Below are 12255 nucleotides of genomic sequence, written 5' to 3' on the forward strand. Positions count from 1 at the left end.
GTAACAGCGCTCGTACAACCTTTCGCACGCCTGGTGTGTCAGGTGGGGCATCCGTTGCAGCAGTTCAAGGAGTCCCGTTGCGCAGAGCAGTCATCGTGAGCGCCGTGCTCACCGCTGTCGCCGCCGTTCCGCTCACCCCGCTGACCTCCTCCGCCGCCGCCCCTTACACGGGCGCCAACACCGCGGCCGTCCAGGACGACTTCAACGGCGACGGATACCGGGACCTGGCGGTCGGCGCCCCTGAGGCGGCCAACGGGAGCGTGGAGGCGGCCGGTTCGGTCGTCGTGCTGTACGGGTCGAAGTCGTCGGTGAGCGCGACCCGGCGGACCGTCATCACCCAGGCGACGTCCGGGATTCCCGGCGACCCCGAGGACTACGACGGCTTCGGCACGACGGTCACCAGCGCCGACCTGGACCGGGACGGCTACGCGGACCTGATCGTCGGCGCGCCCGACGAGGGCGTCGGCAGCGCGGCCGGCCGGGGCTCCGTGACCGTGGTGTGGGGCGGCCCGAGCGGGCTGAAGGGCGGCACGAGCATCTCCCCGCCCGCCGGTTACGGCGACGGCAGGATCTCCTGCGGCTTCGGCCTGTCCCTGGCCACCGGAGACATGAACGGCGACGGAGCCCCCGAGCTGAGCGTCGGCTCCCGCTGCGACGGAGCCTCCTACACCGGCCCGTTCAAGCGCACCGGCCAGGCCGCCTCCGACTACCGGGAGTGGCGCCTGGGCGATGTCCGGGGCGTGGTGATGGGCGACGTGAACGGCGACGGCAGGGCGGAGCGGTTCTGGCTGGCCGGGCCGACGGACGGCGACCTCCGCGGACCCGTGGACCTCGACACCGGCCCGCCCCCCGCCGACGGCGGTATCGACAACCGGCCCACCGACCTGCCCTACGCCGACGGCCACACCGGCGTCATCGGCGACATCAACGGCGACGGCTACGGCGACCTCGTCACCGGGATCTCGACCGACGACTCCATGTCGGGCGGCCCGGCCGGCTGGGCCCACCGCGGCGGCGAGATCCAGGTCCTCTACGGCAGCGCACAGGGCATCACCGCGGCCCAGAAACCCAAGGTCTACCACCAGGACACGGCGGGCGTGCCCGGCACCGCGGAGAACGGCGACATGTTCGGCCAGTCCATCAGCGTCGGCGACGTGAACGCCGACGGGTACGCCGACGTCCTCGTCGGCTCCCCCGGCGAGGCGGTCGGCTCGCACAAGGCAGCCGGCACCGCCGTACTCCTGCGCGGCTCCGCCTCCGGTCTGACCACCGTCAAGGCCGCCGGATACACCCAGGACACGGCGGGCATCCCCGGGGCCGTCGAGACCGGCGACCAGTTCGGCGCCGCCGTCCACCTCGCCGACCTGAACAAGGACGGGAAGCCGGAGACGATCGTCGGCTCCCCCACCGAGAACAGCGACGGCTGCCTGTGGATCGCCCGCGGCTCCGCGTCCGGACCCGTCCTCAGCGGCTCGGTCAACGTGTGCGGCAAGGCCTCCGGCATCACCGTCCGCGGCGTCAAGGGCTACTTCGGCGCCGCCCTGCCCAGCGCTCACGTGGAGCTCTGAGCCCCACCGAGGCATGATCGGGGTCATGGACGTCACCCTTCACCTCGCCCAGGACCCCGAGGCCGACGGGCTCCTCGGGCGGTCCCCGCTCGCCGCGCTCGTCGGGATGCTGCTGGACCAGCAGGTCCCGATGGAGTGGGCGTTCAAGGGTCCGCGCACGATCGCGGACCGGCTCGGCGCCGACGACCTGGACGCGCACGAGATCGCCGTCATGGAGCCGGAGGCCTTCGCCGCACTGCTGTCCGGGAAGCCGGCCGTGCACCGCTACCCCGGCTCCATGGCCAAGCGCATCCAGCAGCTGTGCCAGTACCTCGTCGAGCACTACGACGGGAACGCCGAGCTGGTCTGGAAGGGCGTCGACGACGGCCGGGAGCTGCTGGGGCGGCTGCAGGCCCTGCCCGGATTCGGCAAGCAGAAGGCACAGATCTTCCTGGCGCTGCTCGGCAAGCAGCTGGGCGTGCGGCCCACGGGCTGGCGGGAGGCGGCGGGCCCGTACGGCGAGGCGAAGTCCTTCCGCTCCGTCGCCGACATCACCGGACCCGAGTCGCTGACCAAGGTCCGGGCGCACAAGCAGGAGATGAAGGCGGCAGCCAAGGCCGCGAAGACCGCGGGCTCCTAGGCGTCAGCCGACCGGCTCCCAGGGGTGGCGGAGCGTCCGCCGCCGGTCCGAGCACGGTCCGAGCATGGAGCATGACCGACCCACCGAACACCTGGGGTCCGGAGTACGACGACCGCGAGGTCCACACCGCCGGAACCGCCCCGGGCGTACACGCACCGGAACCGCCCTTCGAGGGCCCCCTGCACGCTCTGTCCCGCGCCGCCTGGCAGGTCGTCCTGCTCACCGGCGTGGCCTCGCTGATCCTCGGTGTCCTGGTTCTCGTCTGGCCGGGTGCCTCGCTGGCCGCGGCCGGCGTCCTGTTCGGCCTCTACCTCCTGGTCAGCGGCATCTTCCAGCTGGTCTCCGCGTTCGGCACGCACCGGACGACCTCGCTGCGCGTGCTGCCCTTCGTCAGCGGTGCCCTCTCGATCATGCTGGGCCTGTTCTGCTTCCGCGGCCCCATGCAGTCGATCCTGCTGCTCGCGCTGTGGATCGGCATCGGCTGGCTCATCCGCGGGATCACCCAGACCCTGGCCGGCGTGCACGACGCGGCCATGCCCGCCCGTGGCTGGCAGATCCTCCTCGGGGTCATCACGTTCATCGCCGGCATCGTCCTGATCGACTCCCCCTTCGAGTCGGTCGCCGTCCTCACCCTGGTCGGCGGCATCTGGCTGGTCGCGGTCGGCGTCGTGGAGATCGTCACGGCGATCCGCATCCGGGGCCGGGCCGAGCAGGTGCCGCGCACGGTGTAACCCGTACGGGCGGATCTCGGCTCCGACGTGCTGAACACCTGGTGTGTCGTGGGCAGAGGACCTCCCGTGAGCACCGCACGACACCTCCCCCGCGGCCGCGCCTGGCTGCGGACGCTCGTCCTGCTGCTCGCCCTGCTGGTGCCGGGCGCCCACGCCGAGGTGCACGCGACGCCGGTCGCGGCCGCGGAGACCGTCGGGTACGACGCCCTGGACGCGGCCCTGCGGCCGCCTGCCGAAGCGGTCCGCCGTACCGTCGCGGTCCTGCGCCCCGCACCTCGACCGATCCCGGCACCGGCACCGGCCACCCCGGCGGGCCGCCCCCGCCAGGCACCGCCCCGGCCGCCGCACGCCCTCCCGGCCCTGCGCACCGTGGTCCTGCGCTGCTGACAGACCCCGCTCCCCGGCAAGGTCACTCAGTACGACGCAAGGAACACAGCCATGCCCACCGACCCGTACGCGGTCCTGCGCGCCCTGCTGCGCGCCGAGGCCGCACGCAGCGCACCGAAACCGACGACGAAGAAGCCGGAGCCGAAGCAGACCCAGGAGGAACGGGGCCGCTGATTCCCCGGCGGGGGCGGGACTACCGCCTCCGCCGGGCCGTTCCGAGGAGCGAGCGGGTGATCTCACGCCCGATCTGCGTGCCCACGGAGCGGGCCGGCGACTTGAACATGCCGCTGCCGACGACCTGTTCGACGACGGACGGCTGCGGCCCGGGCTTCGGCGCCCTGGCCGCCTCCTTCATCTCGTCCGGCCCCTTGGCCCCGGCGGGCTTCGTGGCCATCAGCTTCTCGTACGCCGACTCCCTGTCCACAGCCTGTGTGTAACGCCCGTACAGCGGCGAGGCCGTCACCGCCCGGTCCAGGGCCGTCGCGTCGACGGGCCCCATCAGGGACTCGGGGGCGCGGATCTACGCGTCCGGCAGGCACTTTCCGTCCCGCAGCAGGGCGCCCAGGTCGGGCGCGGGGCCCCCGAAGGCGTACCCGGCGGCGATCTCCAGGGCCTCCCGGGGGAGGGCGGGAGCACTTCCGCGTACCTCACGAGCGGTGGCCGACGACACGGTCTCGCTGTCACTCATATCGGGCCTCTGTTCCCCTTTGCCCCGCTTCTTTCCACCTTTTCGAGCGTCGCACTCCGTCGCCATGGCTGCGCCCGGAAGGTCTTGACCGGTAGGCTTTCCGTGTGATCTTCAAGCGCATCGGAAACGGCCGGCCGTACCCCGACCACGGCCGGGAAAGCACCCGGCAGTGGGCGGACGTCGCGCCGCGCCCGGTCCGCCTCGATCAGCTCGTCACCACCAAGGGACAGCTCGACCTGGAGACCCTCCTGGCCGAGGACTCGACCTTCTACGGCGACCTGTTCGCACACGTCGTCAAATGGCAGGGCGATCTGTATCTCGAGGACGGCCTCCACCGCGCGGTGCGGGCGGCACTGCAGCAGCGTCAGGTCCTGCACGCGCGCGTGCTCGAACTGGACTGACGCACGCTTCCCACAGGCCTGTCGGTAAAGGCTTGGCCCTTTTGGGTTCACCTGTGCGGCGCCCGATGATCATCTAGTAGGCATTGCCGCTCAGGCGCACTACGCTGCGCTCATGAGCATGCTGACTCCCCCAGGCATGGGCGGGAAGTACCGGATCACGGGGGACAAACACCCCCGGATGCGCAGTCGCCGACGGCGCGGCAGGCTCGTGCTCGCCCTCGTGGCCTCGGTCGCCGCGCTCGGCCTGGTCGGCTGGGGCACTCTGCAGCTCATCGACGTCTTCACCGGCGGCGGCGAGAAGGCCTCGGCGGCGGGCCCCAAGGCGGACTGCGCGTCCAAGGCGAGCCCCTCGGCGAGCGTCAAGGGGGCCGCCCCCAAGCCGGGCGGGATCACGGTCAACGTCTACAACGCCACCACCCGCGGCGGTCTGGCCAAGAACACGGCGGACGAACTCAGGAAACGCGGCTTCAAGATCGGCGACGTGGGCAACGCGCCCAAGGAGTTCGACAAGAAGGTCAAGGGCACCGGGATACTGCTCGGCCCCTCGTCCTCCCTGAACAGCTCTCTGCCCGTGCTCGCCACCCAGCTCAGCACCGCCGAGCGCCGCACGGACGCGGCCCGCAAGGGCGCCGCCGTCGACCTGATCATCGGCGACGGCTTCAAAACCCTCACAGCCAAGCCGGACGCCGACAAGGCACTGGCAGCACTGACCAACCCGACGCCGACGTCGACTTCAAAGAAGGCCTGCTGAGCGACGCCCCTACAGGGGCGCGGGGCCGTGTCGACATGCGGCTCCGCCGCGTGGGCGCGATCAGCCACCGCGGACCGCCAGTCGCGACACGCCCGCACCCCTACGGCGAGAAGGCGCTAAAACGGGCCCCTACTCGGCTGCGCCGTAAAGCCGATCCCCCGCATCCCCCAGCCCCGGCACGATGTACCCGTGCTCATTGAGCCGCTCATCAACCGCGGCCGTCACCACCGTCACCGGCGTACCCGCCAGCTCGCGCTCCATCAGCTCGACGCCCTCCGGCGCGGCCAGCAGCACCACGGCGGTCACATCGTCCGCGCCGCGCTTGATCAGCTCCCGGATCGCCACGACCAGCGTGCCGCCGGTGGCCAGCATCGGGTCCAGGACGTACACCTGGCGCCCGGAGAGGTCCTCGGGCATGCGGGAGGCGTACGTGGACGCCTCCAGCGTCTCCTCGTTGCGGACCATGCCCAGGAAACCCACCTCGGCGGTCGGCAGCAGCCGGACCATGCCGTCCAGCATGCCGAGGCCGGCCCGCAGGATCGGCACCACCAAGGGGCGCGGGTAGGAGAGCTTGACGCCGGTGGTCGAGGCGACCGGCGTGTTGATGTCGACCTGTTCGGTGCGCACGTCGCGCGTGGCCTCATAGGCGAGCAGGGTGACCAGCTCGTCGGCGAGACGGCGGAAGGTCGCGGAGTCGGTGCGCTGGTCGCGCAGCGTGGTGAGCTTGTGAGCGACCAGGGGGTGGTCGACGACGTGGAGACGCATGGCCTAACAGTAACCGCGCCCGCGTAACCCCCGCGCTGGCATCAAACCGCCCATCGGAGGGAAAGTGGGAGGGACGGACCGGGGGTGGTGTGCCCATGCCTGACCTGCCAGAGCGCGACATCCGCGAGGACTCGCCGTCGAACGGGACCGACGCCGAGCGCCGGCGTCGCCGCGCCCAGTTCCTGCGTGACCTCGCCGAAGCACGCGAGCTGCGCGACCGTGTCCAGCCCCGCCGCGCCAAGACCGCCCGCCTGCGCCACGCCATGCGTATGCGCACGTTCCGCTGGTAACTCCGGGACCCGTTTGAGGGCCACCAGGTGCGTGTCCGCAAGGATCGCCGCGTACGATCCCGCTCGTGGCCGATCAAAACGGGCGGACACAGGGCGCCGAAGACGTCCCCTGAACGCCTTGTTTCTGCCACGATTCCGAGTGGGTGGGGCTCGGAGCACAGCTCTCCCCACCCAGAACCTCCGCCGGGGGGACCCCCAACCGGCACGCCTATGACCAGTGGGAGAGTCACGGTGTACTTCGCCGCACTGCTCGCGCGCACCGAAGACGGGTGGGAAGCGAGCGACACGGAGCTCGACGATGTGGAGACCCTGTCGGATCTGGCCGATCTCGCCCGGGAAGCCTCGACCGAGGACGACACGGTGCTCGTCCTGATCGAGCAGGAAGACGGGTGGTTCGGCGTCGTCCGCATCGACGGCGAGGAAGACCCTCGCATCTACGTCTCGGACGCCGCCGCCGCCGCCCGCAGCTCGTACGGAGAGATCCTGCTCACCGATGAACTGCTCGGAAGGGAGCCCGGCGACGACGATTCCGACCTGGACTCCCTCGACCTCGACGGCACGGAGGACGGTGAACCCGACGACAGAGCCGACGACGACGATGACGACGACGACGGAGACGGCGACACCTCCGCGGAGTCCGTGCCGCACAGCCCCGTCGGCGACCCCGCGATCCTCGACGACCTCGGTGTCAGCTCGAAGGAGCTGCGCTCGCTGGACGCGGACGCCTTGAACACGATCGCCGAGGCGCTGGGCGCCTCGGAGGTCCTGGAGACCGTCCGCTGACCGCTGCAGCGAGCGCGGGAGGCACCCCGGACCCGGTACGCGACCGCTGGCGGGCCGCGATGCGGCTCGCCCTGGGCGAGGCCGGGCGGGCCGGCGCGGACGTCCCCGTCGGTGCCGTGGTGCTGGCACCGGACGGGACGACCGTGCTCGCGGCCGGGCACAACGAACGCGAGGCAACCGGCGATCCGACGGCGCACGCCGAGGTCCTCGCGATCCGCCGGGCCGCCGCCGCGCTCGGGCAGTGGCGGCTGTCGGACTGCACGCTCGTCGTCACGCTCGAACCGTGCACGATGTGCGCGGGCGCGATCGTGCAGTCCCGCGTGGACCGCGTCGTCTACGGCGCCCGCGACGAGAAGGCCGGCGCGGCCGGCTCCCTCTGGGACGTCGTACGCGACCGGCGTCTCAACCATCGGCCCGAAGTCGTCGAGGGCGTACTCGCCGAGGAGTGCGCCCGTCTTCTGACCGACTTCTTCCGCTCCCGCTGACCCCTCGCTCCGCCGAATACCGATTTCAAACCACTGCCCGGCGTGCTGTAAGGTCTCCCTCGGTAGCGTGTCCGAGCGGCCGAAGGAGCTCGCCTCGAAAGCGAGTGTGGCGCAAGTCACCGAGGGTTCAAATCCCTCCGCTACCGCTTGAAAAGGGCCTCGTCGACAGACGGGGCCCTTTGTGCGTTCTGTGCGAATACCGTTCGTACAGCGGGCCGTTGATCCCAGAAAGAGCCGTGAAGGTTACACTCGCCGCCGTCAACAGGGGGCCCACGAGGCACAACAGTCCCAGGGGAGGCCGCCATGGCGGTGAATGCGAAGAAGATCGCCGTCTATGCGCTCGTGGTCTTCGCGCTGTACGTGATCATCACAGACCCGGCCAAGGCGGCCGATTACGTCCAGATAGGGTTCGAGGGCATTTCGGACGCCGCGAAGGCCATCGGCGACTTCTTCACCTGGCTCGCCGACGGGGCCCACTAGCTAGGAGCGCACCATGATCCGGCATCTCGTCCTCTTCAAGCTCGACAAGGACGTCGAGCGCGACGACCCGCGTGTCGTGGAGGGTGTCGAGGCCTTCCGGTCCCTGGAGGGGAAGATCGCCGAGATCCGCTTCTGGGAGCTCGGCTGGAACCTCAGCGACCGCCCCATCGCGTACGACTTCGCCATCAACTCCGGCTTCGACGACGCGGCCGCGCTGCGGCGCTACGTGGAGCACTCGGAGCACCAGGCGGGCGTCACGCTGTGGAAGGAGTTCTCCACCTGGGTGATCGCCGACTACGAGTACTGAGTCGGCCTTTACGAGTACTGGGTCGGCCTTTTGGGGCCCCGCGCCGGAGTGGCGTGGGGCTCTTTTGCGTCTTATGCCCCAACTTGCCATCAACACGGCGTTATGCGGTGCTTGCGCACAGTGCACATCTCTTGTGATGCTATGACCACTTTTGACGGATGAGTTGAGCGATTGCGAGGCGGAGTTGACCGTGCCGGCCAGTACTGCGCCTCAAGCACCGCCCCTGGAAACCGCTCCGGCCGCGCCGGAGACGCCTCCGGCCCGCAGCCGCGGCGCCGACACCCGGGCCCTCACCCAGGTGCTCTTCGGTGAGCTCAAGGAGCTCCTGCCGGGGACGCCGGAGCACATCCGGGTGCGTGGGGCGCTGATCGAGGCCAACCTCCCGCTCGTGCGCTACGCGGCAGCCCGCTTCCGCTCCCGCAACGAGCCGATGGAGGACGTGATCCAGGTCGGCACCATCGGCCTCATCAACGCGATCGACCGCTTCGACCCGGACCGGGGCGTGCAGTTCCCGACCTTCGCGATGCCGACCGTCGTGGGCGAGATCAAGCGGTACTTCCGCGACAACGTCCGCACGGTCCATGTCCCGCGCCGGCTGCACGAGCTGTGGGTGCAGGTCAACAGCGCGACCGAGGACCTGACGACCTCCTTCGGGCGCACCCCGACGACCCCGGAGATCGCCGAACGGCTGCGTATCACCGAGGAGGAGGTCCTCTCCTGCATCGAGGCCGGCCGCTCGTACCACGCGACCTCCCTGGAAGCCGCCCAGGAGGGCGACGGACTGCCCGGCCTCCTCGACCGGCTCGGTTACGAGGACCCGGCCCTGGACGGCGTCGAGCACCGGGACCTCGTCCGGCATCTCCTCGTCCAACTCCCCGAACGCGAACAGAGAATCCTTCTCCTGCGCTACTACAGCAACCTCACCCAGTCGCAAATCAGCGCGGAACTCGGCGTCTCCCAGATGCATGTCTCCCGGCTACTCGCGCGTAGCTTCCAGCGGCTGCGATCCGCCAATCGGATCGAGGCATAAGAGGCGCACGGGCGCACACTCCAGAACACCGCAGTTCGCAAACAGGATCGACGTGTAACCGGCACGAGCGAATCGCTCACCAGGGATGTTCCCGACAGTTCTGCGCTGAAAAAGCCTCAGACCCCCTCTTTCCAGGGCCTATTCACCCCCCGCATGTCGACATGTCACTACAGCGTGTTGCCGACATGTGACATTCTTCCGGCAGCGCGTTTGCCGTGGCTTCGGCTCCGGTATTCAGGTGAAGGCTGAACTCCTCACCAGGGGAGGCTCGGCCACGACCGTCCCGCGACCCAGAGGGGGTGGCATGTCCGCAGAACAGGGCAGCTCGAAGGTGCTCACGCTCACGAAGAGCGATTCAGCGCCCGCCGACGCCGTGCTTGACCAAGCTCCAGTGCTGGAGGCTCGCGAAGCCCCGGCCCTCCCGAGCACGGAAGGCATCGACACCCGCACCCTGTCCCGCTCCCTGTTCCTGCGGCTCGCCGCACTCGACGAGAACAGCCCCGAGCGCGCCTACGTCCGGGACACCCTCATCGAACTCAACCTCCCGCTCGTGCGGTACGCGGCAGCTCGCTTCCGCTCCCGCAACGAGCCGATGGAGGACATCGTCCAGGTCGGCACGATCGGCCTGATCAAGGCGATCGACCGCTTCGACTGCGAGCGGGGCGTGGAGTTCCCGACGTTCGCGATGCCGACGGTCGTCGGCGAGATCAAGCGTTTCTTCCGCGACACCTCGTGGTCGGTGCGCGTCCCGCGCCGGCTCCAGGAGCTGCGCCTGGCCCTCACCAAGGCCAGCGACGAGCTGTCGCAGAAGCTCGACCGTTCCCCGACCGTCCCCGAACTCGCCGCCGTTCTCGGCGTCTCCGAGGAGGACGTGGTCGACGGCCTCGCGGTCGGCAACGCGTACACGGCCTCCTCCCTCGACTCCCCGGCCCCCGAGGACGACGGCGGCGAGGGCTCCCTCGCGGACCGCCTCGGCTACGAGGACACCGCGCTGGAGGGCGTCGAGTACCGCGAGTCCCTCAAGCCCCTGCTGGCCAAACTCCCGCCCCGCGAGCGGCAGATCATCATGCTCCGCTTCTTCGCCAACATGACCCAGTCGCAGATCGGCGAGGAGGTCGGCATCTCGCAGATGCACGTCTCCCGCCTGCTGACCCGCACACTGGCGACGCTGCGCGAGGGACTCATCTCCGACTGAGCGAAGCTCCGCCCAGGGGTTCCTATTTGACGGAGCGTCAGCCACCATGGCGCGATGCTTCGTGGAACTCCTCGGCCGACATGGACACATGGCCGTCGAGGCGCCCTGATCGGCGCGTCGGCGGCCGTCGTCTGCCTGGGCACCGCGCTCGCCGCGTGCGGTGGCGGTGGCCCGGGCGGCGGATATGTGGCGGTGGGCGCGGCGGGCGGTACACCCCAGGCTTCCGGTACGGCGGTGAAGCCGACGGGGAGGGTGACGCTGGTGCCGCTCGACGGGGACCGGAAGGAGGGGAGCGGGGGCGCCGGCTCGGGCGACTCCACGGCGGGGAGCGGCGGTACGGGGAGCGGCGGTACGGGGAGCGGCGGTACGGAGAGCGGCGGTACGGAGAGCGGCCGGGAGGACCCGGCCGACGCGGGTGGCAGCCCGGGCACCTCGACCGCGGCCCCGGTCCCTACGGCCGACGACGCCACGTCCCGTCGTACGGCCTCGGGTTCACCGTCCGCGACCCCGGCACCGAGCCCGAGCCCTGCGGCCCCTGCCGGCCCCGCGGACCTGAGCTGGGGCGAACCGGTGCGCAAGGCCACGGACCAGCGGTGGTGCGAGGACGTGAGCCTCGCCTTCACCAACTCCGGGGGGACCGCGGTCCGTTCCGGCAGGGTGACCTTCGGGACGCACGTCATCGGCGCGCTCGGCATCGACTGGGCGACGGTCGAGTCGGCCGTGAAGCTTCCGGCGCCGATCGGTGCCGGGGCGCGGAAGAAGAAGACCTGGACGGTGTGCGTCGACGCGTGGCGCGTGCCGCTCGGCATGCGCATCGAGACGCGGGACGTCGCCGTCCAGTGGAAGTAGGGGTTCGCCGTTACATCAATGCGAGCCAGGCGACGGCCGCCACGACCGCGACGGCGACGGCGATGCCGACGATCAGGCCGATACGCGGGCCCGCCGGGGCGGGCGCCTGCTGCTGACGGCGACCCTGCGGGCCCTCGTCGACGAACGCACGGAACATCTGGGTGTTGCCTGCGGGGTCGTGGTTGCCCTCGGGGCCCTGGGGATTAGCCATAGCCCGAGACCCTAGCGAATCAGTGGTTGTGGCCCAAGTGGGGGGCAGCTCACGGTGGCAGGGCGGCAGCAGCGGCCCTCACCTGCGTATTTACGTTTGCAATACTTGCCTTTGCCAAGTTTTTATCCCGCATCCGACCCATTTTGTTTGCCTGCAGCAACCAACAACTTCTATGGTTGCCCCAAGCAACGAATGCGGGAGGTGTCATGGCCGAGCGGGCGCAGTACGAAGAGCTGGTACGTCAGTTCAGCGCCTTCGGTGCCGTGAAACGGGAGCTGGGACGGATCCTGCCGTCCGACTGCCCGAGCGGCAGCGCTGCCGTGCTGACGCTGCTGGGCCGCCACGGTGACATGCGCATGAGCAGGCTCGCGGAGCTGCTCGCGGTGGACATGTCGGTCACCAGCCGCCATGTCGCGCACCTCGCCGAGCGCGGCTGGATCGACCGCTCCCCCGACCCGGCGGACAAGCGGTCCCGGATCCTGCACCTCACACCCACGGGCCTGGCCCGCCTTGAGGCGCTGTCCGAGCGGACCACGCAGCTGCTCGCCGACCGGCTGAGCGACTGGAGCGACGACGAGGTCTCCCAGCTCACCCGGCTCATGGCCCGCCTGCGCGCCAGCTTCGACGACAGCCGCGCCCTGCCGCCCCGGCTCCCGCCGCCCGCACTCGAACTCGAACCGACCACCCGTACACCCGCAAGCACTTAAGAGAAGGA

19 protein-coding genes, 1 tRNA gene and 1 pseudogene are annotated in these 12255 nt (G+C 70.3%); 17 read left to right on the top strand and 4 right to left on the bottom strand.

The genetic code is table 11. The annotated features are described in order from the left end of the window. Positions 1-77: 77 nt before the first annotated feature. From OG870_RS22355 to OG870_RS22375, 5 genes are all read left to right on the top strand, one after another. The gene (locus OG870_RS22355; RefSeq protein ID WP_327691315.1) at positions 78-1568 is read left to right on the top strand and encodes a hypothetical protein; all 1491 of its coding nucleotides are present in this window, start codon (positions 78-80) and stop codon (positions 1566-1568) included. Positions 1569-1593: 25 nt separating this feature from the next. Next, positions 1594-2187, top strand: a complete 594-nt coding sequence (locus OG870_RS22360; protein WP_266517300.1) for an HhH-GPD-type base excision DNA repair protein — start codon at positions 1594-1596, stop codon at positions 2185-2187. Between the two features lie 71 nt (positions 2188-2258). After that, positions 2259-2918 (top strand): HdeD family acid-resistance protein, encoded by a 660-nt coding sequence (locus OG870_RS22365; protein WP_327691316.1) that lies wholly within the window; start codon positions 2259-2261, stop codon positions 2916-2918. Positions 2919-2984: 66 nt separating this feature from the next. Next, positions 2985-3305, top strand: a complete 321-nt coding sequence (locus OG870_RS22370) for a hypothetical protein (protein ID WP_266583256.1) — start codon at positions 2985-2987, stop codon at positions 3303-3305. A gap of 51 nt (positions 3306-3356) precedes the next feature. Next, a complete protein-coding gene (locus OG870_RS22375; protein WP_266517309.1) occupies positions 3357-3479 on the top strand; it encodes a hypothetical protein in 123 nt (40 codons plus the stop codon). A 19-nt stretch (positions 3480-3498) separates the two neighbouring features. Here OG870_RS22375 and OG870_RS22380 read toward each other — a convergent pair. Both OG870_RS22380 and OG870_RS22385 read right to left on the bottom strand, forming a co-directional pair. Continuing rightward, positions 3499-3825 (bottom strand): annotated as a pseudogene (locus OG870_RS22380) (helicase HerA-like domain-containing protein); the annotation flags it as partial. Next, the gene (locus tag OG870_RS22385) at positions 3826-3993 is read right to left on the bottom strand and encodes a hypothetical protein (protein ID WP_266583254.1); all 168 of its coding nucleotides are present in this window, start codon (positions 3991-3993) and stop codon (positions 3826-3828) included. Between the two features lie 104 nt (positions 3994-4097). Between OG870_RS22385 and OG870_RS22390 the strand changes: the two genes are divergently transcribed. Both OG870_RS22390 and OG870_RS22395 read left to right on the top strand, forming a co-directional pair. Further along, positions 4098-4394 carry a type II toxin-antitoxin system VapB family antitoxin gene (locus OG870_RS22390; RefSeq protein ID WP_003999914.1) on the top strand — a complete coding sequence of 99 codons (297 nt, stop codon included), beginning with the start codon at positions 4098-4100 and terminating at the stop codon, positions 4392-4394. Positions 4395-4506: 112 nt separating this feature from the next. Then, the gene (locus OG870_RS22395; RefSeq protein WP_266839507.1) at positions 4507-5145 is read left to right on the top strand and encodes a LytR C-terminal domain-containing protein; all 639 of its coding nucleotides are present in this window, start codon (positions 4507-4509) and stop codon (positions 5143-5145) included. A gap of 129 nt (positions 5146-5274) precedes the next feature. Here OG870_RS22395 and upp read toward each other — a convergent pair whose 3' ends face one another. Further along, positions 5275-5910, bottom strand: coding sequence for a uracil phosphoribosyltransferase (upp, locus tag OG870_RS22400; RefSeq protein ID WP_266517311.1), 636 nt, complete (start codon positions 5908-5910; stop codon positions 5275-5277). A 95-nt stretch (positions 5911-6005) separates the two neighbouring features. Between upp and OG870_RS22405 the strand changes: the two genes are divergently transcribed. The 9 genes from OG870_RS22405 (at position 6006) to OG870_RS22445 (ending at position 11329) form a co-directional block, all read left to right on the top strand. Beyond that, complete coding sequence (locus tag OG870_RS22405) at positions 6006-6200, top strand: hypothetical protein (RefSeq protein WP_266517313.1); 195 nt, start codon at positions 6006-6008, stop codon at positions 6198-6200. A gap of 231 nt (positions 6201-6431) precedes the next feature. Then, positions 6432-6983, top strand: a complete 552-nt coding sequence (locus tag OG870_RS22410; RefSeq protein ID WP_266842130.1) for a tRNA adenosine deaminase-associated protein — start codon at positions 6432-6434, stop codon at positions 6981-6983. Between the two features lie 59 nt (positions 6984-7042). Then, on the top strand, positions 7043-7468 hold the full coding sequence (gene tadA / locus OG870_RS22415; RefSeq protein WP_266517315.1) for a tRNA adenosine(34) deaminase TadA: 426 nt from the start codon (positions 7043-7045) through the stop codon (positions 7466-7468). 61 nt (positions 7469-7529) lie between these two features. Beyond that, positions 7530-7614: transfer RNA gene (locus tag OG870_RS22420), tRNA-Ser, on the top strand. 157 nt (positions 7615-7771) lie between these two features. Next, positions 7772-7948 (top strand): hypothetical protein, encoded by a 177-nt coding sequence (locus OG870_RS22425; protein WP_266517368.1) that lies wholly within the window; start codon positions 7772-7774, stop codon positions 7946-7948. A 13-nt stretch (positions 7949-7961) separates the two neighbouring features. Further along, positions 7962-8255 carry a Dabb family protein gene (locus tag OG870_RS22430; RefSeq protein ID WP_327691317.1) on the top strand — a complete coding sequence of 98 codons (294 nt, stop codon included), beginning with the start codon at positions 7962-7964 and terminating at the stop codon, positions 8253-8255. A 190-nt stretch (positions 8256-8445) separates the two neighbouring features. After that, complete coding sequence (locus OG870_RS22435) at positions 8446-9285, top strand: RNA polymerase sigma factor SigF (protein ID WP_266517373.1); 840 nt, start codon at positions 8446-8448, stop codon at positions 9283-9285. Positions 9286-9589: 304 nt separating this feature from the next. After that, positions 9590-10480 carry an RNA polymerase sigma factor SigF gene (locus tag OG870_RS22440; RefSeq protein ID WP_266517375.1) on the top strand — a complete coding sequence of 297 codons (891 nt, stop codon included), beginning with the start codon at positions 9590-9592 and terminating at the stop codon, positions 10478-10480. 54 nt (positions 10481-10534) lie between these two features. Next, positions 10535-11329: a hypothetical protein gene (locus OG870_RS22445; RefSeq protein ID WP_327691318.1), complete on the top strand. Its 795-nt coding sequence runs from the start codon at positions 10535-10537 to the stop codon at positions 11327-11329. A gap of 10 nt (positions 11330-11339) precedes the next feature. On the opposite strand, the gene OG870_RS22450 is transcribed toward OG870_RS22445, so the two are convergent. After that, complete coding sequence (locus OG870_RS22450; protein ID WP_266583246.1) at positions 11340-11540, bottom strand: hypothetical protein; 201 nt, start codon at positions 11538-11540, stop codon at positions 11340-11342. 206 nt (positions 11541-11746) lie between these two features. Between OG870_RS22450 and OG870_RS22455 the strand changes: the two genes are divergently transcribed. Next, the gene (locus tag OG870_RS22455) at positions 11747-12247 is read left to right on the top strand and encodes a MarR family winged helix-turn-helix transcriptional regulator (RefSeq protein WP_266517382.1); all 501 of its coding nucleotides are present in this window, start codon (positions 11747-11749) and stop codon (positions 12245-12247) included. Positions 12248-12255 lie beyond the last annotated feature (8 nt).

Origin of the sequence: Streptomyces sp. NBC_00461, from assembly GCF_036013935.1 — a bacterium.
GTDB lineage: Bacteria > Actinomycetota > Actinomycetes > Streptomycetales > Streptomycetaceae > Streptomyces.

Excerpts from the sequence above, each read along its gene's own strand:
- OG870_RS22445 (WP_327691318.1), top strand. The coding sequence starts at position 10,535 with ATGCTTCGTGGAACTCCTCGGCCGACATGGACACATGGCCGTCGAGGC.
- OG870_RS22360 (WP_266517300.1), top strand. The coding sequence starts at position 1,594 with ATGGACGTCACCCTTCACCTCGCCCAGGACCCCGAGGCCGACGGGCTC.
- OG870_RS22375 (WP_266517309.1), top strand. The coding sequence starts at position 3,357 with ATGCCCACCGACCCGTACGCGGTCCTGCGCGCCCTGCTGCGCGCCGAG.
- OG870_RS22455 (WP_266517382.1), top strand. The coding sequence starts at position 11,747 with ATGGCCGAGCGGGCGCAGTACGAAGAGCTGGTACGTCAGTTCAGCGCC.
- OG870_RS22385 (WP_266583254.1), bottom strand. The coding sequence starts at position 3,993 with ATGAGTGACAGCGAGACCGTGTCGTCGGCCACCGCTCGTGAGGTACGC.
- OG870_RS22425 (WP_266517368.1), top strand. The coding sequence starts at position 7,772 with ATGGCGGTGAATGCGAAGAAGATCGCCGTCTATGCGCTCGTGGTCTTC.
- OG870_RS22450 (WP_266583246.1), bottom strand. The coding sequence starts at position 11,540 with ATGGCTAATCCCCAGGGCCCCGAGGGCAACCACGACCCCGCAGGCAAC.
- tadA (WP_266517315.1), top strand. The coding sequence starts at position 7,043 with ATGCGGCTCGCCCTGGGCGAGGCCGGGCGGGCCGGCGCGGACGTCCCC.
- OG870_RS22430 (WP_327691317.1), top strand. The coding sequence starts at position 7,962 with ATGATCCGGCATCTCGTCCTCTTCAAGCTCGACAAGGACGTCGAGCGC.
- OG870_RS22395 (WP_266839507.1), top strand. The coding sequence starts at position 4,507 with ATGAGCATGCTGACTCCCCCAGGCATGGGCGGGAAGTACCGGATCACG.
- OG870_RS22405 (WP_266517313.1), top strand. The coding sequence starts at position 6,006 with ATGCCTGACCTGCCAGAGCGCGACATCCGCGAGGACTCGCCGTCGAAC.
- upp (WP_266517311.1), bottom strand. The coding sequence starts at position 5,910 with ATGCGTCTCCACGTCGTCGACCACCCCCTGGTCGCTCACAAGCTCACC.
- OG870_RS22365 (WP_327691316.1), top strand. The coding sequence starts at position 2,259 with ATGACCGACCCACCGAACACCTGGGGTCCGGAGTACGACGACCGCGAG.
- OG870_RS22440 (WP_266517375.1), top strand. The coding sequence starts at position 9,590 with ATGTCCGCAGAACAGGGCAGCTCGAAGGTGCTCACGCTCACGAAGAGC.